Genomic DNA, 22583 nt, shown 5'->3' with positions numbered 1-22583 from the left:
CAAGGAGCCCAAGATGGGTCAATACACCGCACCGTTGCGCGACATGCAGTTTGTCCTCCACGAGCTTCTCGATGTCGAGGGCCATCTGAAGCAGATGCCGCAGCACGCGGAGATCGATGCCGACACCATCAACCAGGTGATCGAGGAAGCCGGCAAGTTCTGCTCCGAAGTCATCTTCCCGCTCAACCAGTCCGGCGATCGCGAAGGCTGCACCTATCATGGCGACGGCGTGGTGACCGCTCCGAAGGGCTTCAAGGAAGCGTATCAACAGTACGTCGAGGCCGGCTGGCCCTCGCTGGGCTGCGATCCGGAGTACGGCGGCCAAGGCTTGCCCATCCTGATCAACAACGCGCTGTACGAGATGCTGAACTCGGCCAACCAGGCCTGGACGATGTATCCCGGCCTGTCGCATGGCGCGTACGAAGCCCTGCACGCGCACGGCACCGACGAACTCAAGCAACGCTACCTGCCCAAGCTGGTGTCGGGCGTGTGGACCGGCACGATGTGTCTGACCGAGCCGCATTGCGGCACTGACCTGGGCATCCTGCGCACCAAGGCCGAGCCGCTGGCCGATGGCTCGTACGCCATTACCGGCACGAAGATTTTCATCTCGGCAGGCGAGCACGACCTGGCCGAAAACATCATCCACCTGGTGCTGGCACGCCTGCCGGATGCGCCGGGCGGCACGAAGGGTATCTCGCTGTTCGTGGTGCCGAAGTTCATTCCCGATGCCAGCGGCAACCCGGGCGAGCGCAACACCGTGGCCTGCGGTGCCATCGAGCACAAGATGGGCATCCACGGCAACGCGACCTGCGTGATCAACCTCGATGGCGCCAAGGGTTGGATGGTCGGCGAACCGAACAAGGGCCTGAACGCCATGTTCGTGATGATGAACGCAGCCCGTCTGGGTGTCGGCATGCAGAGCCTGGGTCTGACCGAAGTTGCGTATCAGAACTCGGCTGCCTACGCCAAGGAGCGCCTGCAAATGCGCAGCCTGTCGGGCCCGAAGGCACCGGACAAGCCGGCTGACCCGATCATCGTGCACCCGGACGTGCGCCGCATGCTGCTGACCCAGCGCGCCTTCGCCGAAGGCGGCCGCGCATTCAGCTACTGGATCGCTCTGCAGATCGACCGCGAGCTGTCGCATGAAGACGAGTCCGTGCGCAAGGACGCGGCGGATCTGGTCGCACTGCTGACCCCGATCGCCAAGGCCTTCTTGAGCGATAACGCATTCATCTCTACCAACGAAGGCATGCAGGTCTTCGGTGGCCACGGCTACATCGCCGAGTGGGGCATGGAGCAGTACGTGCGCGACGCCCGCATCAACATGATTTACGAAGGCACGAACACCGTGCAGTCGCTGGACTTGCTGGGCCGCAAGATTCTGGGCGACATGGGCGCCAAGATGAAGAAGTTCGGCAAGCTGGTCCAGGACTTTGTTGAAGCCGAAGGCACCAACGAAGCCATGCAGGAGTTCATCAACCCGCTGGCCGACATCGGTGACAAGGTCCAGAAGCTGACCATGGAAATCGGCATGAAGGCCATGGCCAATCCGGACGAAGTGGGCGCGGCTGCTGTGCCGTACCTGCGCGTGGTCGGCCACCTGGTGTTCTCGTATTTCTGGGCCCGCATGGCCAAGATCGCCCTGGAAAAGCAAGATAGCGGCGACACGTTCTACAAGGTCAAGCTGGCAACGGCGCGCTTCTACTTCGCCAAGCTGCTGCCTGAGACGGCTTCGCAGATCCGCATGGCACGTGCCGGCGGCGCGACGCTGATGGCACTCGAAGCCGACCTGTTCTAAACAGGCGCATCCTCTTGAGGCGACGTGCACAGACGTCGCCTCGCTCGTCTCTTCCTCACCTCCCGCGAGGACAACAATGACCCGCACTGAACTCCCCTCCAGCGCCCAGCCGCAGGCCGGCCAGCGTTCCAACTTCCTCGTCCGGCGCGTGGCTGTGCTGGGCGCCGGCGTGATGGGCGCGCAGATTGCCGCGCACCTGGTCAACGCCAAGGTTCCCGTCACGCTGTTCGATCTTCCGGCCAAGGAAGGCCCGAAGAGTGGCATCGCGCTCAAGGCGATCGAAAACCTGAAGAAGCTGTCGCCGGCGCCGCTGGGCATCAAGGATGACGCCAACCTGATCCAGGCTGCCAACTACGAGGACGACATCGAGAAGCTGCGCGACTGTGACCTCGTGATCGAGGCCATTGCCGAGCGCATGGACTGGAAGCACGACCTGTACAAGAAGGTCGCGCCGCACATCGCTGCGCATGCGATCTTTGCATCGAACACGTCGGGCCTCTCGATTACGGAACTGTCCGACGGGTTTGACGCTGAGCTGAAGTCGCGCTTCTGCGGCGTGCACTTCTTCAACCCGCCGCGCTACATGCATTTGGTCGAGCTGATCCCGACCGCACACACGCGCGGCGACATTCTCGACAAGCTGGAAACGTTCCTCACCTCCGCGCTCGGCAAGGGCGTGGTCCGCGCGAAGGACACGCCCAACTTCATCGCGAACCGCGTCGGCATCTTCTCGATCCTGGCGGTGTTTGCAGAATCGGCCAAGTACGGTATTCCGTTCGATGTGGTGGATGACCTGACGGGCTCGAAGCTGGGCCGTGCCAAGTCGGCGACGTTCCGCACGGCGGACGTGGTGGGTCTGGACACGATGGCGCACGTCATCAAGACGATGCAGGACAACCTGAAGGACGACCCGTTCGCGCCGGTCTACGCCACGCCACCGGTGCTGGCGAAGCTCGTGGAGGCAGGTGCCTTGGGCCAGAAGACCGGTGCCGGCTTCTACAAGAAGGAAGGCAAGGAAATCAAGGTGCTGGATCCGCAAAGCGGCCAGTACGGCCCGAGCGGCAAGAAGGCCGACGACATTGTCGTGCGCATCCTGAAGAAGGAGCCGGCTGAGCGCCTGAAGCTGCTGCGTGAATCGACCAACCCGCAGGCGCAATTCCTGTGGGCTGTCTTCCGCGACGTGTTCCATTACATCGCCGTGTACCTGGAGCAGATTGCCGATTCCGCAGCGGAGGTCGATCTGGCCATCCGCTGGGGCTTCGGCTGGAACAGCGGCCCGTTCGAAGACTGGCAAGAGGCCGGCTGGAAGCAAGTGGCCGAGTGGGTGAAGGAAGACATCGAAGCGGGCAAGGCGCTGTCGAACGCAGCGCTGCCGCAGTGGGTGTTCGCCGGCCCGGTGGCGGACAACGGCGGTGTGCATTCCGCCCAGGGTTCGTGGTCGGCCAAGCAGGGTACGTTCCTGTCGCGCAGCACGCTGCCGGTGTACGGCCGCCAAGTGTTCCGCGCACCGATCAAGGGTGCGACCACGGTGAACCCGCTCACGTATGGCAAGACCATCGAAGAGACCGACGCCGTGCGCATCTGGGTGGACGACGCGGCAGGGCAGGACGATGTGCTGATCGTCTCGTTCAAGAGCAAGATGAATACGATCGGACCGAGCGTGATCGACGGTCTGACGCGTGCGGTTGATCTGGCTGAAGCCGGCTACAAGGGTCTGGTGGTGTGGCAGCCGACGTCGCTCAAGCTGGGCGCGCCGGGTGGTCCGTTCTCGGCCGGCGCGAACCTGGAAGAAGCCATGCCGGCCTTCATGATGGGCGGCGCCAAGGGCATCGAGCCGTTCGTCAAGAAGTTCCAGGACGGCATGATGCGGGTGAAGTACGCGGGCGTGCCGGTTGTGTCTGCTGCGTCGGGCATTGCGCTGGGCGGCGGCTGCGAACTGCTGCTGCACTCGGCCAAGCGCGTGGCTGCGCTGGAAACCTACATCGGCCTGGTGGAAGTGGGCGTGGGTCTAGTGCCGGCCGGCGGCGGTCTGAAGGAAGCCGCGCTGGCAGCCGCCAAGGCCGCACAGGCTGCGGGCAGCACCAACATCCTGCAATTCCTGACCAACCGCTTCCAGGCGGCGGCCATGGCCAAGGTGTCGTCCTCCGCGCTGGACGCGCAGAAGATCGGCTACCTGCAGCCGACCGACACCATCGTCTTCAACGTGCACGAATTGCTGCACGTTGCGCGCAACGAGGTGCGTGCGTTGTCCGATTCGGGCTACCGCGCGCCGCTGCGTCCGGTCGGCATTCCGGTGGCGGGCCGTTCGGGCATCGCAACGATCAAGGCGTCGCTGGTGAACATGCGCGACGGTGGCTTCATCTCGCAGCACGACTTCACGATCGCCTCGCGCATCGCTGAAGCCGTGTGCGGCGGTGACGTCGAAGCCGGTGCCCTGGTGGACGAAGAATGGCTGCTGGCGCTGGAGCGCAAGGCCTTCGTGGATCTGCTCGGCAGCTCCAAAACCCAGGAACGCATTATGGGCATGCTGCAGACCGGCAAGCCGGTGCGCAACTGATTGCGCGACCTGTAGACGAACACGAGAACAGGAATTTCATCATGACCAAGCAACTGCAAGACGCCTACATCGTCGCAGCAACGCGTTCCCCGATCGGCAAGGCGCCCAAGGGCACGCTCAAGAACCTGCGTCCGGACGATCTGCTGGCGACCATCCTCAAGAGCGCTGTCGCCCAGGTGCCGAACCTGGACCCGGCGCTGATCGAAGACGCCATCGTGGGCTGCGCGATTCCGGAAGCGCAACAGGGCCTGAACGTGGCGCGTATCGGCGCGCTGCTGGCCGGTCTGCCCAACACGGTGGGCGGCGTGACCGTCAACCGTTTCTGCGCCTCGGGCCTGACCGCCGTGGCGATGGCTGCCGACCGCATCCGCGTGGGCGAATCCGATGTGATGATCGCCGCCGGTGTGGAATCGATGAGCATGGTGCCGATGATGGGCAACTCGCCGTCGATGTCGCCCGAGATCTTCACGCGCGACGAAAACATCGGCATCGCGTACGGCATGGGTCTGACCGCCGAGAAGGTCGCGCAGCAATGGAAGATCTCGCGCGAAGCGCAGGATGCCTTCTCGCTGGCGTCGCACCAGAAGGCGCTGGCCGCGCAGCAAGCCGGTGAGTTCAAGGACGAGATCACCCCGATCGAGATCGTCGAGAAGTTCCCGAACCTGGGCACGGGCGCCATCGACATCAAGACGCGCACGATGTCGCTGGATGAAGGCCCGCGTGCCGATACGTCGGTAGAGGGGCTGGGCAAGCTGCGCACCGTCTTCGCCAACAAGGGCAGCGTGACGGCCGGCAACAGCTCACAAACGTCGGATGGTTCGGGCGCGCTGATCCTGGTGTCGGAAAAGATCCTGAAGCAGTTCAACCTGGTGCCGCTGGCGCGCTTCGTATCGTTTGCGGTGCGCGGCGTGCCTCCGGAGATCATGGGGATCGGCCCGAAGGAAGCGATTCCTGCCGCGCTCAAGGCTGGCGGCCTGACGCAAGATCAGATCGACTGGATCGAGCTGAATGAAGCGTTTGCCGCGCAGTCGCTGGCTGTCATTCAGGACCTGGGCCTGGATACCAGCAAGATCAATCCGCTGGGCGGTGCGATTGCGCTGGGCCACCCCCTGGGTGCCACCGGTGCCATTCGTGCGGCCACGGTTGTGCACGGCCTGCGCCGTCGTAACCAGAAGTACGGCATGGTGACGATGTGCGTCGGCACCGGCATGGGTGCCGCGGGCATTTTCGAACGCATGTGACCCCACGCAAGGGGGAAGGATTAAGGCCTTCCCCCTGCTTGCTAATCGCCCGTCTCACCACGCATAGTTGCGCAGGCGCGCAGTCGTTCCGGACAAGCGCGCCGAAGAATGCGGCCGGCACACAGCCGGTATCGCAATAGAAGCGGAGCCACGATTCCGCAACAGAGGAGACACACCACCGGGTCACCGGCGGTGCACCAAGAGGAGGGCGCGCGATGGGCAACACTGTCGGCGACACAATCGTATTGACCGACGCGGCATGCGACATGCCGCGCTCGATGATCGATCAGCTGGGGTTGGGTGTGGTGCCGTTCCGCATCCGCGCGGGCGACATCTTCGTGGAAGACCGCCGCGACGAGGTCGCGCTGCCGCAGCTCTACCGAAAATACCTGGTCGACAAGCAGGACCACTACGCCGAGTCGATCCCGCTGCTGGAGCGCGAGATCGAGGATTTCCTGCTCAAGCACGTGGTCACGCAGCACGACCGTGCATTGCTGCTGACGATCGCCAGCTCGCGCAGCCATTTCTACAGCCATGCCACTGGCGCGGTGGTGGGCACGACCGCCAAGAGCTTCAAACCGCGCAAGGATGCCGGCCGCTCCGGCCTATTCGAACTGACGGTCGTGGACACCGGCGCCATCGGCCCCGGCCAGGCGCTGATGGTGCACGAAGCTGCGCGCATGTTGCGCGAGGGTGCCGAGGTGCGTGACGTCGTGCATGTGATCGAGAACCGCCTGCGCGATGCCTCGCACGTCTACCTCGTGCCCGACGAATTGCTGTACATGTACACGCGCGCCAAGCAGAAGGGCGAGAAGAGCATCACCTGGGGCCGCTACATGATGGGCACGGCGTTCAACGTGCGCCCGCTCATCCACATGCACCGTGGCGAGACCGAGGCCATCGCCAAGGTGCGCGGTTCCGATGAAGGCATTCGTCGCCTGATGGCGCATACCGAAACCATGATCGCCGAGGAGCGTCTGGCTACGCCCGTGGTGGCGATCACGTATTCCGGTTCGATCGACAACGTGCGCCGCATGGAGCCGGTGCAGTCGTTGATGCGGACCGCCCAGGACCGCGGCGTGGAAGTGCTGCTCGCGCCGATGAGCCTGACCGTGGCGTTGAACGTGGGGGCCAACGCGTTCTCCGTCGGTTATCTATCTGATTCACCCGTGCCGATCTAGCACCCGCGCGGGCTTCACTTTGGAGACTTCATGTCGATTCGTACCGAGACCGCAGACGGTGTCCTGACACTCACCTTCGACCGTCTGGACCGCAAGAACGCCATCACCGCCGCGATGTACCAGACGCTGGCGGATGCATTGGTGACCGCCGAGACCGATCCCGCCATCCGCGTGATCGTGCTGGCCGGCCATGAGAGCGTCTTCACGGCCGGCAACGATCTCGAAGATTTCATGAAAAACCCGCCGAAGGACGAGACCGCGCCCGTGCACCAGTTCCTCAAGGCGATCAGTACGGCCACCAAGCCGCTGATCGCGGCGGTGAGCGGAGCGGCGGTCGGCGTGGGTACGACCATGCTGCTGCACTGCGACCTCGTCTATGCGTCGGAGACGGCCAAGCTGTCGATGCCGTTCGCGCAACTGGGGCTGTGTCCGGAGGCTGCATCGAGCCTGTTGCTGCCGCAACTGGCCGGCTATCACCGCGCGGCCGACAAGCTGCTCTTCGGTGAGCCGTTCGACGCACAGGAAGCGCGCGAACTGGGCCTCGTCAATCGCGTGCTGCCGGTGGGCGAGCTGGACGTGTTTGTGCGTGCACAGGCGCGCAAGCTGACGCTACTGCCGCCGGCTTCGATGCGCGCGACCAAGCGTCTGATGAAGGAAGGCTCCATGCCGCAGATCGCGGCGCGCATGTCGGTCGAAGGCCAGCAGTTTGGGCAGATGCTGCGCGCGCCGGAAGCACGCGAGGCGTTCACCGCATTCTTCGAGAAGCGCCGCCCGGACTTTTCCAAGTTCAACTGAGCGCTCTCGCCATCCGCAAAAGAAAACCCGGCGCGAGGCCGGGTTTCTTATTGGGCGAACCGGTTTACTCCGCCGGCAGGACGCGCGGCTTGCGGCTCTCGTCGGTGGCGACGTAGGTGAGAGTGGCTTCCGTCACTTTGACGGTGGCGTGGCGGCCGTTGTTGCCCATGCGTTGCGCAAAGACTTCCACGTCCACCGTGATGGACGTGCGGCCGGTCTTGACCACGTTGGCATAGAAGCTCACCAGGTCACCGACGTACACAGGCTGCTTGAAGACGAACGAGTTGACGGCCACCGTTGCCACGCGGCCATTGGCGCGCACCACCGCTGGAATCGACCCGGCAATGTCCACTTGAGACATGATCCAGCCGCCGAACACGTCGCCGTGCACATTGGCGTCGGACGGCATCGGCATGACGCGCACGGCGGGGTGCTTGCCGGCAGGCAGCTCGACGGTTTCGGTGGAGGCTTGAGTATCGGACATGATGAGGCAGGGCAGCATTGAAGCGGGGGACGCCGGGCGGCGCAGGGCGCGCACGGGTGATCGGTGGGAGAATACACAATCCGCCATTTTATTGCACCGCACATGCGTCGCTTCCCGGCCTCCTCCGAACCGCCCCCGCCCGGGGCAGCCGCCCGCGGCGACTGGCGCACCATCAAGAGCCTGCTGCCATATCTGTTGGCCTACAAATGGCGCGTGGGGATGGCGCTATCGTTCCTGATCGCCGCCAAGGTCGCCAACCTGGGCGTGCCGATGGTCATGAAGCGGCTGATCGATTCGATGAACGTGTCGCCCTCAGACTCGCGTGCGCTACTGGTGGTGCCGGTGGGCATCATCGTCGGCTATGGGTTGCTGCGGTTGTCGACGTCTTTGTTCTCGGAGCTGCGCGAAATCCTGTTCGCCAAGGTGACGGAGAGTTCTGTGCGCACGCTCGCGCTGCAGGTGTTCCGGCACTTGCACGCGCTGTCGCTGCGCTTTCACCTGGAGCGCCAGACCGGTGGCATGAGCCGCGACATCGAGCGCGGCACGCGCGGCATCCAGTCGCTCATTTCGTATTCGCTGTACAGCATCCTGCCGACGCTGGTGGAAGTCGGCCTCGTCATTACATACTTCTTCGTGAAGTACGACGTGTGGTTCGCGCTTATCACGTTCTGCGCGCTCGTGAGCTACATCGTCTTTACGGTGACGGTGACGAACTGGCGCACGCATTTCCGCCGCAAGATGAACGAGCTGGATTCGCGCGCCAATCAGAAGGCGATCGATTCGCTGCTGAACTTCGAGACCGTGAAGTACTTCGGCAACGAAGAATACGAAGCACGCCGCTACGACGAGAACCTGCAGAAGTATCGCGCTGCGGCCATCCGCTCGCAGAATTCGTTGTCGGTGCTGAATTTTGGCCAGCAGTTCATTGTGGCCACGGCGCTGATCCTGATCCTGTATCGCGCCACGCAAGGTGTGGCGGCCGGGCACATGACGCTGGGCGACCTTGTGCTGGTCAACACGTTGATGCTGCAGATCTACATTCCGCTCAACTTCCTGGGCGTGATCTACCGCGAGTTGAAGCAGGCCGTGACCGACATGGACCGCATGTTCCACCTGCTGCAGACCAATCGCGAGGTGGCCGACAAGCCAGATGCCGCGCCGCTGGTCGTGCATGCCGGCGAGGTTCGCTTCGCGCATGTGGATTTCGGCTACGAGGCCAATCGCCAGATCCTGTTCGATGTCGATTTCACCATCCCGGCCGGCACGACCACGGCGGTGGTCGGACAGAGCGGCTCGGGCAAGTCGACGCTGGCGCGCCTGCTGTTCCGCTTCTATGACGTGAAATCCGGCGCCATCCAGATCGACGGCCAGGATGTGCGCGACGTCACGCAGGCCAGCGTGCGTGGCGCCATCGGCATCGTTCCGCAAGACACGGTGCTCTTCAACGACAGCATCTACTACAACATCGCCTACGGCCGCCCCGACGCCACGCGCGAGGAGGTAATCGAAGCCGCTCGCGCCGCGCAGATTCACGCCTTTGTCGAGTCGCTGCCCGACGGCTACGACACGCAGGTCGGCGAGCGCGGGCTGAAGCTTTCCGGAGGCGAGAAGCAGCGCGTGGCGATTGCGCGCACGCTGCTTAAGCGTCCGCCGATCCTCGTGTTTGATGAGGCCACCTCGGCGCTCGATTCACGCACCGAGCACGCCATCCAGGAAGAGTTGATGCGCCTGGCGCAGAACCACACCACGCTGGTGATTGCGCACCGGCTGTCCACCATCGTGCGGGCGCACCAGATTCTGGTGATGGAGCACGGCCGCATCATCGAGCGCGGGACGCACGAGTCGCTCCTGCGCGCGGAAGGGCGCTACGCGCAGATGTGGCGCATGCAGGCGCGCGAGCCCGAGCGAGTGGCCGCCGAGTCGGAACAGGCTGAAGACGCCTGAGCAGGTTGGGGGAGAGAGGACGCGATGGAACTGAAATGGCTGGAAGACTTCATCAGCCTGGCCGAGACGCGTAGCTTTTCGCGCTCGGCTGAATTGCGGCACGTCACGCAGCCAGCGTTTTCGAGGCGCATTCAATCGCTGGAAGCGTGGCTGGGCAATGAGCTGATCGACCGGTCCAGCTACCCCACACGTCTCACCCCGGCAGGCGAGGTCTTCTACGAGCAAGCTCTGGCGATGCTCGCGCAGGTGAGCGAAACGCGCGCGCTGATGCGCGGCCAGCGCCCGGCCAGCGCGTCGACCATCGACTTTGCTGTACCGCACACGCTATCGCTCACGTTTTTCCCTGGTTGGTTGGCGCAGGTGGAGGAGAAGATCGGCAAGCTGCAGTGCCGCCTGCGCGCTCTCAACGTACACGATGCGGTGATGACGCTGGTGGAAGGCGGCTGCGATCTCGTCATGGTCTATCACCACGCGCGCCAGATGATCCAGCTTGATCCGACGCGCTACGACATGTTGGTGCTGGGCACCGAGCGGCTTTCGCCGTTCTCGAAGCCCGATGCGAGCGGCCGACCGATCTTCCGGCTGGCGCCCGCCGCGCGCAAGCCGATCGCTTACTTGAGCTATACCCCCAACGCCTTCCTGGGCCGCATGGTCGACGTGCTGCTGGAGAACTCACCGGTGGCGCCGCTGCTCGACAAATGCTACGAGACCGATATGGCCGAGGCACTGAAGGTAATGGTGCTGGCTGGCCATGGGGTTGCCTTCCTGCCCGAGAGCGCGGTGCGCGACGAGGTGGCCGCTGGGGGCCTGGTGCGCGCGGAGGGCAAGGGCGGCGGTACCTTGTCGATCGAGATGGAGATCCGGCTGTATCGCGAGCACCCGCAGAACGGCGCGCACGACCGCCGGCACCCCCAATCCAAGCGCAAGCGCGAGCTGATCGACCAGCTTTGGAGCGTGTTGTCGGCGTGATCGCGCTATTTTGAAGGCCCGTGATGGTTATGCGCTAGATGCATAACCCGATGTAAAAACGGCATTGGATTTCGTTCGGAGGGCTCCCTAAGCTGGCGGGCATTTTGTGGGACTTGAAGGGCCTTACCGAGGCCCAAAAAAGGAAGACAGCCATGTCCAATGTCGCATCTCCGTCGACACTCCAGCATTCCATTCCGTCCTATCTGCCGGCCGACAACCTCGGCCCGTGGGGCATCTATCTGCAGCAGGTCGACCGGGTCACCCCCTACCTTGGCTCGCTGGCACGTTGGGTTGAAACCCTCAAGCGCCCCAAGCGCGCCCTGATTGTCGACGTGCCCATCCAGATGGATGACGGCCGCATTGCCCACTTCGAGGGCTATCGCGTGCAGCACAACACGTCGCGTGGCCCGGGCAAGGGCGGCGTGCGCTTCCACCAGGACGTGACGCTGTCGGAAGTGATGGCGCTGTCCGCCTGGATGTCGGTGAAGAACGCGGCCGTGAACGTGCCGTACGGCGGCGCCAAGGGCGGCATTCGTGTCGATCCGCGCAAGCTGTCTTCTGGTGAATTGGAACGCCTGACTCGCCGCTACACCAGCGAAATCGGCATCATCATCGGCCCGAACAAGGACATTCCGGCTCCGGACGTGAACACCAACGCGCAGATCATGGCGTGGATGATGGACACGTACTCCATGAACGAAGGCTCCACCGCCACCGGCGTGGTAACCGGCAAGCCGATCGCGCTGGGCGGCAGCCTGGGTCGTCGCGAAGCCACCGGCCGCGGCGTGTTCGTGGTCGGCAGCGAAGCCGCACGCAACCTTGGCATCGACGTCAAGGGCTCGCGCGTGGTGGTGCAGGGCTTCGGCAACGTGGGTAGCGTGGCCGCCAAGCTGTTCCACGACGCCGGTGCCAAGGTCATTGCCGTGCAAGACCACAAGGGCATCGTGTTCAACGGCAACGGCCTCGACGTCGACGCGCTCATCAAGCACGTTGAGCAAAACGGCAGCGTGGCCGGCTTTGCTGCAGAGACCGTCTCTCAAGACGACTTCTGGGCGCTGGACTGCGAATTCCTGATCCCGGCCGCGCTGGAAGGCCAGATCACCGCCAAGAACGCGCCCCATATCAAGGCAAAGATTGTCGTGGAAGGTGCAAACGGCCCCACGACGCCCGAAGCGGACGACATCCTGCGCGACCGGGGCATCCTGGTCTGCCCGGATGTGATCGCCAACGCCGGCGGCGTGACGGTCAGCTATTTCGAATGGGTGCAGGATTTCTCGAGCTTCTTCTGGACCGAAGACGAGATCAACCAGCGCCTGGTACGGATCATGCAAGACGCCTTCCGTGGCGTCTGGCAAGTGGCGCAGGACAACAAGGTTACCCTGCGTACGGCGGCGTTCATCATCGCCTGTACGCGGATTCTGCAGGCCCGCCAAGAGCGCGGTCTGTACCCCTGATCGGCAACGCGCTGGTCAATACCGGCGCGGTGCTCCAACAGGGCGCTGCACCGGTCTATCGCGTTGCTGCCGATCAGGCGGCCATGCGCGACGGTTGAAGAAAGCCGGTGTTCATGGGGCGAACCATAACGTTCCGGAGCACCGCACCATGAGAAGGGCGATAGCATCATCATCGTCGTCCTTCCCATCCTCAAGTCGGGTTCGTTAAGCGACAGAGAGCGCACATCGGGCGGGCTTTATTTCCCTTGGTTTTCCTTTGCAATTGGCGGTCATCCGCTCAAGCAATCGTGCCTGCGTGTCGATGTTGCAGAGCGTTGCCGTGTCTGGCACTGCCCGTCTTTTCCGGCTTTTCGGAAAAGTACAACGCAAGGTGTCCGGTTGCTCGGAAAACGCGGTTGCAGCAGGGTCCGCGCCAGAGGAGAAACTCCGTTGGATTCAACGATTTAGTGGCAACACCAATACTGTCGCCAAACGTTTTTTGGTACAGTCCCGTCTTTCTCTTTCATGGTCAAAAGGAGACTTTCATGAACCTCGCCAAACTGGCAACCGTGCTTGCAGCCGTTGGTGTGTTGAGCAGCGCAGCCCACGCGCAAGAGCTGACTGGTACGCTGAAGAAGATCAAGGACACCGGCACCATCACGCTGGGCGTGCGCGATTCGTCGATTCCGTTCAGCTACAACATCGGCGGCGTGCGCACCGTTGGCTACTCGTACGACATCAACCAGAAGATCGTCGAGGCCGTGAAAGACCAGCTCAAGCTGAAGGATCTGCAGGTCAAGGAAATTCCGATCACCTCGCAGAACCGCATCACGCTGCTGCAGAACGGCACCATCGACATCGAGTGCGGTTCGACCACGAACAACCTCGAGCGCCAGAAGCAGGCATCGTTCACCGACACCATCTTCATCATCGGCACCCGCATCATGGTGAAGAAGGATTCGGGCATCAAGGACTGGGCTGACCTGAAGGGCAAGAATGTCGTGACCACTGCCGGCACGACCTCCGAGCGCCTGCTGCGCAAGATGAACGATGACAAGCAGCTCGGCATGAACATTATCAGCACGAAGGACCACGGCCAGTCGTTCCTGACGCTGGAATCGGGCCGCGCCGTCGCGTTCATGATGGACGATGCCCTGCTGTACGGTGAGCGCGCCAAGGCAAAGAACCCGGCGGACTGGGTGGTGGTGGCCAAGCCGCAATCGCGTGAAGCCTACGGCTGCATGGTCCGCAAGGACGACAAGCCGTTCAAGGATCTGGCCGACAAGACCATCGCTGGTCTGATGAAGGACGGCACGGTCACCGCGCTGTACAAGAAGTGGTTTGAGAGCCCGGTTCCGCCCAAGGGCCTGAACCTGGAGTTCCCGCTGTCGGACGACATGAAGGCGCTGGTCAAGAACCCGAACGACAAGGCTCTTGACTGATCGGCTCCCTCAACGGGCCTGACACAAGCGTCATCGAAACGGAAGGCAAAGGCCGGCTAACAGGTCTTCTCCCTTCCGTTTCTTTTTGAGGGAACCATCATGAATTACCACTGGAACTGGGGCGTCTTCTTTACCGAAGCTGCCCAGAATCAGACCTATCTCGACTGGCTGCTGGCGGGGTTGAAGACCACGCTCGCGCTCGGTCTCTCCTCCTGGGTCATCGCGCTCGTCCTCGGCTCCGTGCTGGGCGTGCTGCGCACCGTGCCTAACAAGTGGCTGTCGGGCTTCGCTACCGCCTACGTGGAGCTGTTCCGCAACATTCCGCTGATCGTGCAGTTGTTCATCTGGTATTTCGTCATGCCCGAACTCGTGCCGGGCGGCGACTACATCAAGCAGATGAACCCCACCACGGCGATGTTCCTCTCCGCGATGCTGTGCCTCGGTACCTTTACCGCGGCGCGGGTGTGCGAACAGGTGCGCTCGGGTATCAATTCGTTGCCGCGCGGCCAGCGCAATGCCGGCCTTGCAATGGGCTTCACGCTTGCGCAGACGTATCGCCACGTGCTGCTGCCCATGGCGTTCCGCATTGTCGTGCCGCCGCTCACGTCGGAGTTCCTGAACATCTTCAAGAACTCGGCCGTGGCGTCGACCATCGGCTTGTTGGAGCTCGCCGCGCAGGGCCGCCAGTTGGTGGACTACACCGCGCAGCCCTACGAATCGTTTATCGCCGTGACGCTGATGTACATGCTGATCAACCTGACCGTGATGGGCATCATGCGCTGGGTGGAAGCACGTAGCCGGCTGCCCGGCTTCATCGGTGGCAAGTAACCGGCGCGAGGACTCTTCATGGCTTATCAATTCGATTTCTCGTCCATCAACGCCGACAACATGCGCGTGCTTGGCGAGGGCATGCTGCTCTCGCTCGAGATCACGGCCACGGCTATCGTCGTGGGCATCGTCTGGGGCACGCTGCTGGCAATGATGCGCCTGTCCGGCGTCAAGCCGCTGCAGTGGTTCGGCCAGGCGTACGTGAACCTCTTCCGCTCCATCCCGCTGGTGATGGTGCTGCTGTGGTTCTTCCTGATCGTGCCGCAGGTGCTGCAGAAGATCTTCGACCTGTCGCCGGCCACCGACATGCGCATGACCTCCGCGCTGGTTGCCTTTGCGCTGTTCGAGGCGGCGTATTACTCCGAGATCATCCGCGCCGGTATCCAGAGCGTCTCGCGCGGGCAGATGTTCGCGGCCTATGCGATGGGCATGACGTACGGCCAGGCCATGCGCCTGGTCATCCTGCCGCAGGCGTTCCGAAACATGATCCCGCTGCTGCTCACGCAGGCCATCATCCTGTTCCAGGATACGTCGCTGGTGTATGTGAGCGCACTGTCGGACTTCTTTACGCAGGCGTACAACATCGGTGAGCGCGACGGCCGCATCGTCGAGCTGCTGCTGTTTGCCGGCTTTTGCTATTTCGTGATCTGCTTCGGTGCCTCCGTGCTGGTGAAGCGGCTTCAGAAGAAGGTGACCCAATGATCGAGATCAAGAACGTTTCCAAGTGGTACGGCAGCTTCCAAGTGCTGACCGACTGCACCACCAGCGTGAAGAAGAGCGAGGTGGTGGTGGTGTGCGGCCCATCGGGCTCGGGCAAGTCCACGCTCATCAAAACCGTCAACGCGCTGGAGCCATTCCAGAAGGGCGAGATCTTTGTCGACGGCACTTCGGTGGGCGCCAAGGGCACCAACCTGCCGAAGCTGCGCTCGCGCGTGGGCATGGTGTTCCAGAACTTCGAACTGTTCCCGCACCTGTCGATTACCGACAACCTGACGATTGCGCAGATGAAGGTGTTGGGCCGCTCCAAGGAAGAGGCCACTGCCAAAGGCCTGAAGTACCTGGACCGTGTTGGCCTGAAGGCGCACGCAGCCAAGTACCCCGGGCAACTGTCGGGCGGTCAGCAGCAGCGCGTGGCGATTGCCCGTGCGCTGTCGATGGATCCGATCTGCATGCTGTTCGACGAGCCGACCTCCGCGCTGGACCCGGAAATGGTCAACGAAGTGCTCGACGTGATGGTGGAGCTGGCCAAGGAAGGCATGACCATGATGTGCGTGACCCACGAAATGGGTTTCGCCCGCAAGGTCGCCAACCGCGTGATCTTCATGGATCAGGGCCACATTGTTGAGGATTGCGAGAAGGAAGAGTTCTTCGGCAACATCAACAACCGCTCGGATCGCGCCAAGCAGTTCCTGTCGAAGATTCTGTCGCACTAAGCGCTGGGTTCAAAGACAACAAAAAGCCGCTCTTTCGGGAGCGGCTTTTTGTTGGGCCATGCGGCGTCAGGTGCAGGCGGTGTTGGCTGCGTTGGCGATCTGCACCGCTTCCGGAATCGGCACCTTGGTCGCCATGGTGGCCTGGCCTGATTCGAACATCAGTAATTCGCCCGGCACGAAGGGTGTCCAGACCTCGTTGTCGGTGAGCGGCGCGGTCGCGATCACGGCAACGCGGTCGGCGGGTGTAGTGAATTTGGCGAAGTCGATCGTCATGTCGGCGTCGATCAAGTGTGCCGTTGAGAACGGCCACTGCCGCACGATGTAGTAAAGCCGCGTCGAGCAATGCGCGAACAGCGCCTGCCCGTTGCACAGCAGAAAGTTGAACACACCGTAGCGGGTGACTTCCTTGGTGATGTCGGACAGCGCGTAGAACAGCTCGTTGAGCGGCGGCTGCGAGCCCGGAAAGCGCTTGCGCAACGCCTGCATGATGAAGCAGAAGGCGAGTTCGCTGTCGGTGTCGCCCACCGGCTGGTAGACGCCCGAGAGGAGCGGCGAGAAGTTCTTCAGATCGCCATTGTGGGCAAAGATCCAGTGCCGGCCCCACAGTTCGCGCATGAAGGGGTGGCAGTTCTCCAGCCGTACCGTGCCCTGCGTCGCCTTGCGGATGTGCGAGATGACATTCTTGGACTTGATCGGATAGCGCTTGACCAGCTCGGCCACGGGCGAGGTGCCGGCCGACTGGTTGTCGATGAACAGGCGGCAGGCCTTGTCTTCGAAGAATGCGACGCCGAAGCCGTCGGCATGGTGATCAGTCACGCCACCGCGCGCGGCGAAACCGGTGAACGAGAACGTCACATCGGTCGGTTCGGCGCAGTTCATGCCCAGTAGCTGGCACATGGTAGGGAGGAAGAAAATACGGATGCAATAAAATAGTCATTATCCTGCGCGCTGCCGGGGGTGCCAAGCGCTATGGGGCGCAAAACCCGCATCAAACCCGCCTGCGCTTGCCGGCCGTTGCGCTCCCGCCGCATCCCGTCAGATTTGCCACGAAACGTAGCACTCGACCGTTGCTCAACCGGAACCCATCCCCATGAACTCGTACCGCATTGCCGTGATTCCCGGAGACGGCATCGGCAAGGAAGTTGTCCCTGAAGGCCTGCGTGTGCTGGACGCGGCGGCGCGCAAATTCGGCTTTGCGCTGCAGACCGATCACTTCGACTTTGCGAGCTGCGACTATTACCTGCGGCACGGCAAGATGCTGCCGGACGACTGGTTCGACACCCTGCGCAGCTACGACGCGATCTTCTTTGGCGCTGTCGGCTGGCCGGACACCGTGCCGGATCACATCTCGCTGTGGGGTTCACTGCTGCAATTCCGGCGCGGCTTTGATCAGTACGTCAACCTGCGCCCGGTGCGCCAGATGCCCGGGATCCGCAGCCCGCTGGTCGATCGCAACGGCCAGCCGCGCGCGCCCGGCGCGATCGACTTCTATGTGGTGCGCGAGAACACCGAGGGCGAATACTCCAGCGTCGGCGGTCGCATGTACGGTGGCACCGAGCGCGAGATCGTCATCCAGGAAACGGTCATGAGCCGTACGGGCGTCGACCGCATCCTCAAGTTCGCCTTTGACCTGGCGCAGCGCCGCCCGGCGCGCCACCTCACGTCCGCCACCAAGTCCAACGGCATCTCCATCACCATGCCGTACTGGGACGAGCGCGTGGAGGCGATGGCCAAGCACTATCCCGAGGTCAACGTCGATAAATTCCACATCGACATCCTGACCGCGCACTTCGTGCAGAAGCCTGAAATGTTCGACGTGGTGGTCGCCAGCAACCTGTTCGGCGACATCCTGTCGGACCTGGGCCCCGCGTGCACCGGCACGATTGCCATCGCTCCGTCGAGCAACATCAACCCGGACCGCACGTACCCGAGCCTGTTCGAGCCGGTGCACGGCTCGGCGCCAGATATCGCGGGGCAAGGCATCGCCAACCCGATCGGCCAGATCTGGTGCGCGGCAATGATGCTCGATCACCTTGGCCAGCCGGAAGCAGGCGCCGCCGTGCTGGCCGCCATCGAGCGTGTGCTGGCTTCGGGCCCGGGCCATGCGCCGCTCACGCGCGACATTGGCGGCACCGCCGGTACGGCTGACCTGGGCCGTGCCATTGCCGAAGCGCTGGCATGAAACCTGGTCGCGTCACGCTCGTTTTCTGATTTCCGTTTTCGTCTTTCTGCTGCCCCACGCACCATGACCGATACCCTCACCATCGTCCGCCCCGATGACTGGCACCTGCACCTGCGCGACGGCGATGCGCTCGCCGACGTGGTGGGTGACACCGCGCGCCAGTTCGGCCGGGCGATCATCATGCCCAACCTCAAGCCACCGGTGACCACCACCGCGCAGGCACGTGCCTACCGCGACCGCATTCTCGCCGCGCTGCCCGCAGGCACGCAGTTCGAGCCGCTGATGACGCTGTACCTGACCGACAACACGTCGCCAGACGAGATCCGCGCGGCCAAGGCCAGCGGCTTCGTGCACGGCGTGAAGCTGTATCCGGCCGGTGCCACCACCAACAGCGATGCCGGCGTGACCGACCTGCGCCGCTGCGCCAAGACGCTCGAAGCAATGCAGGAAGTCGGCATGCCGCTGCTGGTACACGGCGAAGTGACCGACCCCACCGTCGACATCTTCGACCGCGAAGCCGTCTTCATCGACACGGTGATGCTGCCGCTGCGCCGCGACTTCCCAGCGCTGAAGGTCGTGTTCGAGCACATCACCACCAAGCACGCCGCCGAATACGTGCGCGACGCGGAAGGGCCGGTCGGAGCGACCATCACCGCGCACCACCTGCTGTACAACCGCAACGCGCTGTTCGTCGGCGGCATCCGCCCGCACTACTACTGCCTGCCGGTGCTCAAGCGCGAGACGCACCGTCTGGCACTGGTGGCGGCCGCCACCTCGGGCCACCCGCGCTTCTTCCTCGGCACCGACAGCGCGCCGCACGCCAAGGGCCTGAAGGAACACGCCTGCGGCTGCGCAGGCTGCTACACCGCATTGCACGCGATGGAGTTGTACGCCGAGGCCTTTGAAGACGCCAACGCGCTCGACAAGCTCGAAGGCTTCGCCAGCCTGCACGGCCCGGATTTCTACGGCCTGCCGCGTAACGCCGGCACGCTCACGCTCACGCGCTCGCAATGGCAGTTGCCCGCCGAGGTGCCGTTCGGCGAGCAGATGCTGGTGCCGCTGCGCGGCGGCGAAATGCTGCGCTGGAAATCAGTCTGAGCGGTCTGCGTTCGTGATCGAAGGGCTGGGGTCGATCGACTGGGCGCATCCGGCGTTTGCGCCGCTCGCGTCCGTCGGTGCGCCCATCGCACAAGCCGTCGTGCACGGTGCGGGCCTGCGTGATGCACTGAACGCGCATCCGCTCACGCAGGTCATCCATACATCGGGTGGCCACGCGCTGCACTTCGTCCCGCAAGACGCGTTACCGGCTGGCGAGGCCTATGAGGCGCACATTGCCGCCACGGGCGCCGTGCCCACGCGGGACAATCTTCACGACTTCTTCAACGCGCTGATCTGGCTGCATTGGCCGTGTGCCAAGGCGGCGCTCAACGCGCGTCAGGCGCGGGCCATTGCGCGGGACGGCATCGGCGCAGCGCGCGGCACGGTGCGCGATGCCGCCACGCTGTTCGACGAGAACGCCCTCATCTTCCTGCACACTGACGACGCGATCGAGCACAGCTTGGCCGGTTTTGACTGGCAAAGCTTGTTCGTCCGCGGGAGAGCGGCGTGGGGTGCGGCGTGCTCTGTGTTGCCGTTCGGGCACGCGTTGCTGGAAAAGCTGGTCTCGCCTTACAAGTCGATCACTGCGCACGCGTGGCCAGTGCGCGCGGTGGCGTTGTCGACGGATCGCGCGTCGCTTGATGGCGCATTGGCTGACACGCTACGCAATGCCGAACTGACCCCGCGCGATTTCCGCCCGCTGCCCGTCATGGGCATCCCCGGCTGGTGTGATGCCAACCAAGATACCGACTTCTATTTAGACATGGCGGTATTCCGCCCCGGCCGCCGAGCAGCGACCAAACCCTGAATAGTGCTAGACTCGCGCCTCGCGAAGCGGACTAGACAACCGCTGCTTCCGCCGCCTCGTGCGAGCGGAAGGGGAGGAAAGTCCGGACTCCACAGGGCAGGGTGATGGCTAACGACCATCCACGGCGACGTGCGGAATAGGGCCACAGAGACGAGTCTTCGCCCCTGGCTTCGGTCGGGGCGAAGGGTGAAACGCGGTAACCTCCACCCGGAGCAATCCCAAGTAAGCAGGCGATGAAGCGGCTCGCTGAGTCTGCGGGTAGGGAGCTTGAGCCGGCTGGCAACAGCCGGTCTAGAGGAATGGTTGTCACGCCGCATGGTTTCGGCCACGCGGTGCACAGAATCCGGCTTATCGGTCCGCTTCGCTTTTCTCTTCTGCCGGGTTGGCCAGATCGATCAGTTCCAACGAGTGCGTGATCTCGGCCGTCTTGGCCAGCATGATCGACGCCGAGCAGTACTTCTCGTGCGAAAGCTGCACGGCACGTTCCACCGTTTCCCGCTTCAGGTTGCGCCCGGTCACCGTGAAGGTGAAGTGGATCCGCGTGAAGACCTTCGGGTCGGTCTCGGCGCGGTCGGCGTGCAGCTTGACGCTGCAGCCCTGCACGTCCTGGCGGCCACGCTTGAGAATCAGTACGACATCGTAGGCAGTGCAGCCCCCGGTGCCCAGCAGCACCATTTCCATTGGGCGCGGCGCCAAATTGCGGCCGCCGCCGTCGGGCGCGCCATCCATCGTGACGAGGTGGCCGCTGCCGGTTTCCGCCGAAAAGGCCATGCCGTCCGGGCCGGCCCAGCTCACTGTGCATTCCATGTCGAATCCTTGTGCCGTGTCGGCGAGTGCCGCCGAAAAGCCACATTGTAGCCATCGCGTCCAGCCTGCGCTGGCAGGTTAGGGTGATCTCTTCTTGACAGTGGCACCTTTGCGAAAAGGTGCAACCCGTTGCGTGTGCACCCGAATTGGGCCGAAATTGGAAGAAGGTTTCTAGTAGACGACAGCCATACGGGCGCTGAATATTCGTAAGTCTTTGATTTTTAAAAGAATGAATCTTTTGTGTGCACATCATGGTGCATTCCGTATTACGAAATGCAATTTCGTAGTGCAAACTCTCTTGCGTGTGCCCCAGAAGTGGGTATAATGGCACCCATCGGATCGGCTGATGCGGTGCAACCCACCAAGTCAACGATCAGCAGGTGTCTCCTCCACCCTCCTCCTTTGGTGGATTCAAACCCAAGCTCAACGGCTTGGGTTTTTTTTCGTCTTCTGTGCCGAGGTGTACCTTTTTCCTTGTGCCAAGGATTGCTTGCGAGGTACAATCGAAATCTTTTCCGGATTGCCCGCGGAAAAAGAAATCCAGAGAGCCCGCGCCAACAAGCGGGAAGGCGGGCCGGCGATGACTCTGCATGGAGTTGCGCAGGCGTCCGCAAGACGATCCGTTCGTAAGCAGTTGAAGTGCGATACGGGTCCACTCGGGCACTGACTCAAACATTGGAAAAATCATGAAGACCTTTTCCGCAAAGCCGCATGAGGTGAAGCGCGATTGGTACGTGATTGACGCGACGGACAAGGTCCTCGGGCGTGTCGCCAGCGAAGTGGCACACCGACTGCGCGGCAAGCACAAGCCCGAATTCACTCCGCACGTCGATACCGGCGACTACATCATCGTCATCAACGCGGCCAAGCTGCGCGTGACGGGAGCCAAGACGACCGACAAGAAATACTATCGCCACTCGGGCTATCCGGGCGGTATCTACGAAACGACGTTTGGCAAGATGCAGCAGCGTTTCCCGGGCCGCGCCCTGGAAAAGGCTGTGAAGGGCATGCTGCCGAAGGGTCCGCTGGGCTATGCGATGATCAAAAAGCTGAAGGTGTACGCCGAAGGCTCGCATCCGCACGAAGCTCAGCAGCCGAAAGCGCTGGAAATCTAAGGGGCCAAGCCATGATCGGAAACTGGAACTACGGTACCGGCCGCCGCAAGAGCGCTGTGGCACGTGTCTTCATCAAGTCGGGCAAGGGCGACATCATCGTCAACGGCAAGGCCATCAACGAGTACTTCGCTCGTGAAACCTCGCTGATGATCGTGCGCCAGCCGCTCGAACTGACCAACCATTCGGCCACCTTCGACATCAAGGTGAACGTGGTTGGCGGCGGTGAAACCGGCCAAGCCGGTGCTGTGCGTCACGGCATCACCCGCGCCCTGATCGACTACGATGCAACGCTCAAGCCGACCCTGTCGAAGGCAGGTCTGGTGACTCGCGATGCACGTGAAGTCGAGCGTAAGAAGGTTGGTCTGCGCAAGGCCCGCCGCGCAAAGCAGTTCTCCAAGCGTTAATCGCCTGGTCTGCTGCAGCAAAAAACCACACCTTCGGGTGTAATGCCGTTCAGTTAAGGTC

General features: G+C 62.9%; 19 protein-coding genes, 1 other RNA gene and 1 pseudogene. 18 read left to right on the top strand and 3 right to left on the bottom strand.

Annotated elements, in window-relative coordinates; translation table 11 throughout:
• The first annotated feature begins 13 nt into the window (after positions 1-13).
• The 5 genes from B4F51_RS19425 to B4F51_RS19405 all read left to right on the top strand — a co-directional run bounded on the left by B4F51_RS19425 (position 14) and on the right by B4F51_RS19405 (position 7575).
• Positions 14-1801 (top strand): acyl-CoA dehydrogenase C-terminal domain-containing protein, encoded by a 1788-nt coding sequence (locus tag B4F51_RS19425; protein WP_296228183.1) that lies wholly within the window; start codon positions 14-16, stop codon positions 1799-1801.
• 76 nt (positions 1802-1877) lie between these two features.
• Positions 1878-4358, top strand: a complete 2481-nt coding sequence (locus B4F51_RS19420; protein WP_296228181.1) for a 3-hydroxyacyl-CoA dehydrogenase/enoyl-CoA hydratase family protein — start codon at positions 1878-1880, stop codon at positions 4356-4358.
• Positions 4359-4399: 41 nt separating this feature from the next.
• Positions 4400-5599, top strand: a complete 1200-nt coding sequence (locus B4F51_RS19415; RefSeq protein ID WP_296228180.1) for an acetyl-CoA C-acyltransferase — start codon at positions 4400-4402, stop codon at positions 5597-5599.
• A gap of 215 nt (positions 5600-5814) precedes the next feature.
• Complete coding sequence (locus tag B4F51_RS19410; protein WP_296228178.1) at positions 5815-6780, top strand: DegV family protein; 966 nt, start codon at positions 5815-5817, stop codon at positions 6778-6780.
• 30 nt (positions 6781-6810) lie between these two features.
• Positions 6811-7575, top strand: a complete 765-nt coding sequence (locus B4F51_RS19405; RefSeq protein ID WP_296228176.1) for an enoyl-CoA hydratase — start codon at positions 6811-6813, stop codon at positions 7573-7575.
• 64 nt (positions 7576-7639) lie between these two features.
• Here B4F51_RS19405 and B4F51_RS19400 read toward each other — a convergent pair whose 3' ends face one another.
• Positions 7640-8077: an acyl-CoA thioesterase gene (locus B4F51_RS19400; protein WP_296228174.1), complete on the bottom strand. Its 438-nt coding sequence runs from the start codon at positions 8075-8077 to the stop codon at positions 7640-7642.
• 84 nt (positions 8078-8161) lie between these two features.
• On the opposite strand from B4F51_RS19400, the gene B4F51_RS19395 reads away from it, so the two are divergent.
• From B4F51_RS19395 to B4F51_RS19365, 7 genes are all read left to right on the top strand, one after another.
• A complete protein-coding gene (locus B4F51_RS19395; protein ID WP_296228172.1) occupies positions 8162-10003 on the top strand; it encodes an ABCB family ABC transporter ATP-binding protein/permease in 1842 nt (613 codons plus the stop codon).
• Positions 10004-10027: 24 nt separating this feature from the next.
• Positions 10028-10972: a LysR substrate-binding domain-containing protein gene (locus tag B4F51_RS19390; protein WP_296228170.1), complete on the top strand. Its 945-nt coding sequence runs from the start codon at positions 10028-10030 to the stop codon at positions 10970-10972.
• Between the two features lie 152 nt (positions 10973-11124).
• Positions 11125-12426, top strand: a complete 1302-nt coding sequence (locus B4F51_RS19385; RefSeq protein ID WP_296228168.1) for a Glu/Leu/Phe/Val family dehydrogenase — start codon at positions 11125-11127, stop codon at positions 12424-12426.
• Positions 12427-12950: 524 nt separating this feature from the next.
• The gene (locus B4F51_RS19380; RefSeq protein ID WP_296228166.1) at positions 12951-13847 is read left to right on the top strand and encodes a glutamate/aspartate ABC transporter substrate-binding protein; all 897 of its coding nucleotides are present in this window, start codon (positions 12951-12953) and stop codon (positions 13845-13847) included.
• Between the two features lie 99 nt (positions 13848-13946).
• A complete protein-coding gene (locus tag B4F51_RS19375; protein WP_296228164.1) occupies positions 13947-14675 on the top strand; it encodes an amino acid ABC transporter permease in 729 nt (242 codons plus the stop codon).
• A gap of 18 nt (positions 14676-14693) precedes the next feature.
• Positions 14694-15377: a glutamate/aspartate ABC transporter permease GltK gene (gltK, locus tag B4F51_RS19370; protein WP_296228162.1), complete on the top strand. Its 684-nt coding sequence runs from the start codon at positions 14694-14696 to the stop codon at positions 15375-15377.
• Entirely contained in the window at positions 15374-16108 is a 735-nt protein-coding gene (locus B4F51_RS19365) for an amino acid ABC transporter ATP-binding protein (protein ID WP_296228161.1), read from the top strand. Before gltK ends, B4F51_RS19365 begins: the two co-directional genes overlap by 4 nt.
• Before the next feature lie 66 nt (positions 16109-16174).
• Here the strand turns inward: B4F51_RS19365 and B4F51_RS19360 are convergent, their stop codons facing one another.
• Positions 16175-17005, bottom strand: a complete 831-nt coding sequence (locus B4F51_RS19360; RefSeq protein WP_296228159.1) for a class II glutamine amidotransferase — start codon at positions 17003-17005, stop codon at positions 16175-16177.
• Between the two features lie 193 nt (positions 17006-17198).
• Here B4F51_RS19360 and B4F51_RS19355 point away from each other — a divergent pair, with 193 nt between their 5' ends.
• The 4 genes from B4F51_RS19355 to rnpB all read left to right on the top strand — a co-directional run bounded on the left by B4F51_RS19355 (position 17199) and on the right by rnpB (position 20563).
• Positions 17199-18290: a tartrate dehydrogenase gene (locus tag B4F51_RS19355; protein ID WP_296228157.1), complete on the top strand. Its 1092-nt coding sequence runs from the start codon at positions 17199-17201 to the stop codon at positions 18288-18290.
• A gap of 63 nt (positions 18291-18353) precedes the next feature.
• Positions 18354-19388: a dihydroorotase gene (gene pyrC, locus B4F51_RS19350; RefSeq protein WP_296228155.1), complete on the top strand. Its 1035-nt coding sequence runs from the start codon at positions 18354-18356 to the stop codon at positions 19386-19388.
• Positions 19389-19404: 16 nt separating this feature from the next.
• A complete protein-coding gene (locus B4F51_RS19345; protein WP_414706801.1) occupies positions 19405-20196 on the top strand; it encodes a DUF3025 domain-containing protein in 792 nt (263 codons plus the stop codon).
• A gap of 23 nt (positions 20197-20219) precedes the next feature.
• Positions 20220-20563: RNase P RNA component class A (rnpB, locus tag B4F51_RS19340), an RNA gene on the top strand.
• Between the two features lie 17 nt (positions 20564-20580).
• Here rnpB and B4F51_RS19335 read toward each other — a convergent pair.
• Positions 20581-21003, bottom strand: a pseudogene (locus B4F51_RS19335) (OsmC family protein); the annotation flags it as partial.
• 686 nt (positions 21004-21689) lie between these two features.
• Here B4F51_RS19335 and rplM point away from each other — a divergent pair.
• A complete protein-coding gene (gene rplM, locus B4F51_RS19330) occupies positions 21690-22118 on the top strand; it encodes a 50S ribosomal protein L13 (RefSeq protein ID WP_296228152.1) in 429 nt (142 codons plus the stop codon).
• An 11-nt stretch (positions 22119-22129) separates the two neighbouring features.
• On the top strand, positions 22130-22522 hold the full coding sequence (rpsI, locus tag B4F51_RS19325; protein ID WP_296228150.1) for a 30S ribosomal protein S9: 393 nt from the start codon (positions 22130-22132) through the stop codon (positions 22520-22522).
• Positions 22523-22583 lie beyond the last annotated feature (61 nt).

The organism is Ralstonia sp. UBA689, from assembly GCF_002298975.1.
Lineage (GTDB): Bacteria > Pseudomonadota > Gammaproteobacteria > Burkholderiales > Burkholderiaceae > Ralstonia.
This window is presented reverse-complemented; position numbering and strand designations above follow the sequence as displayed.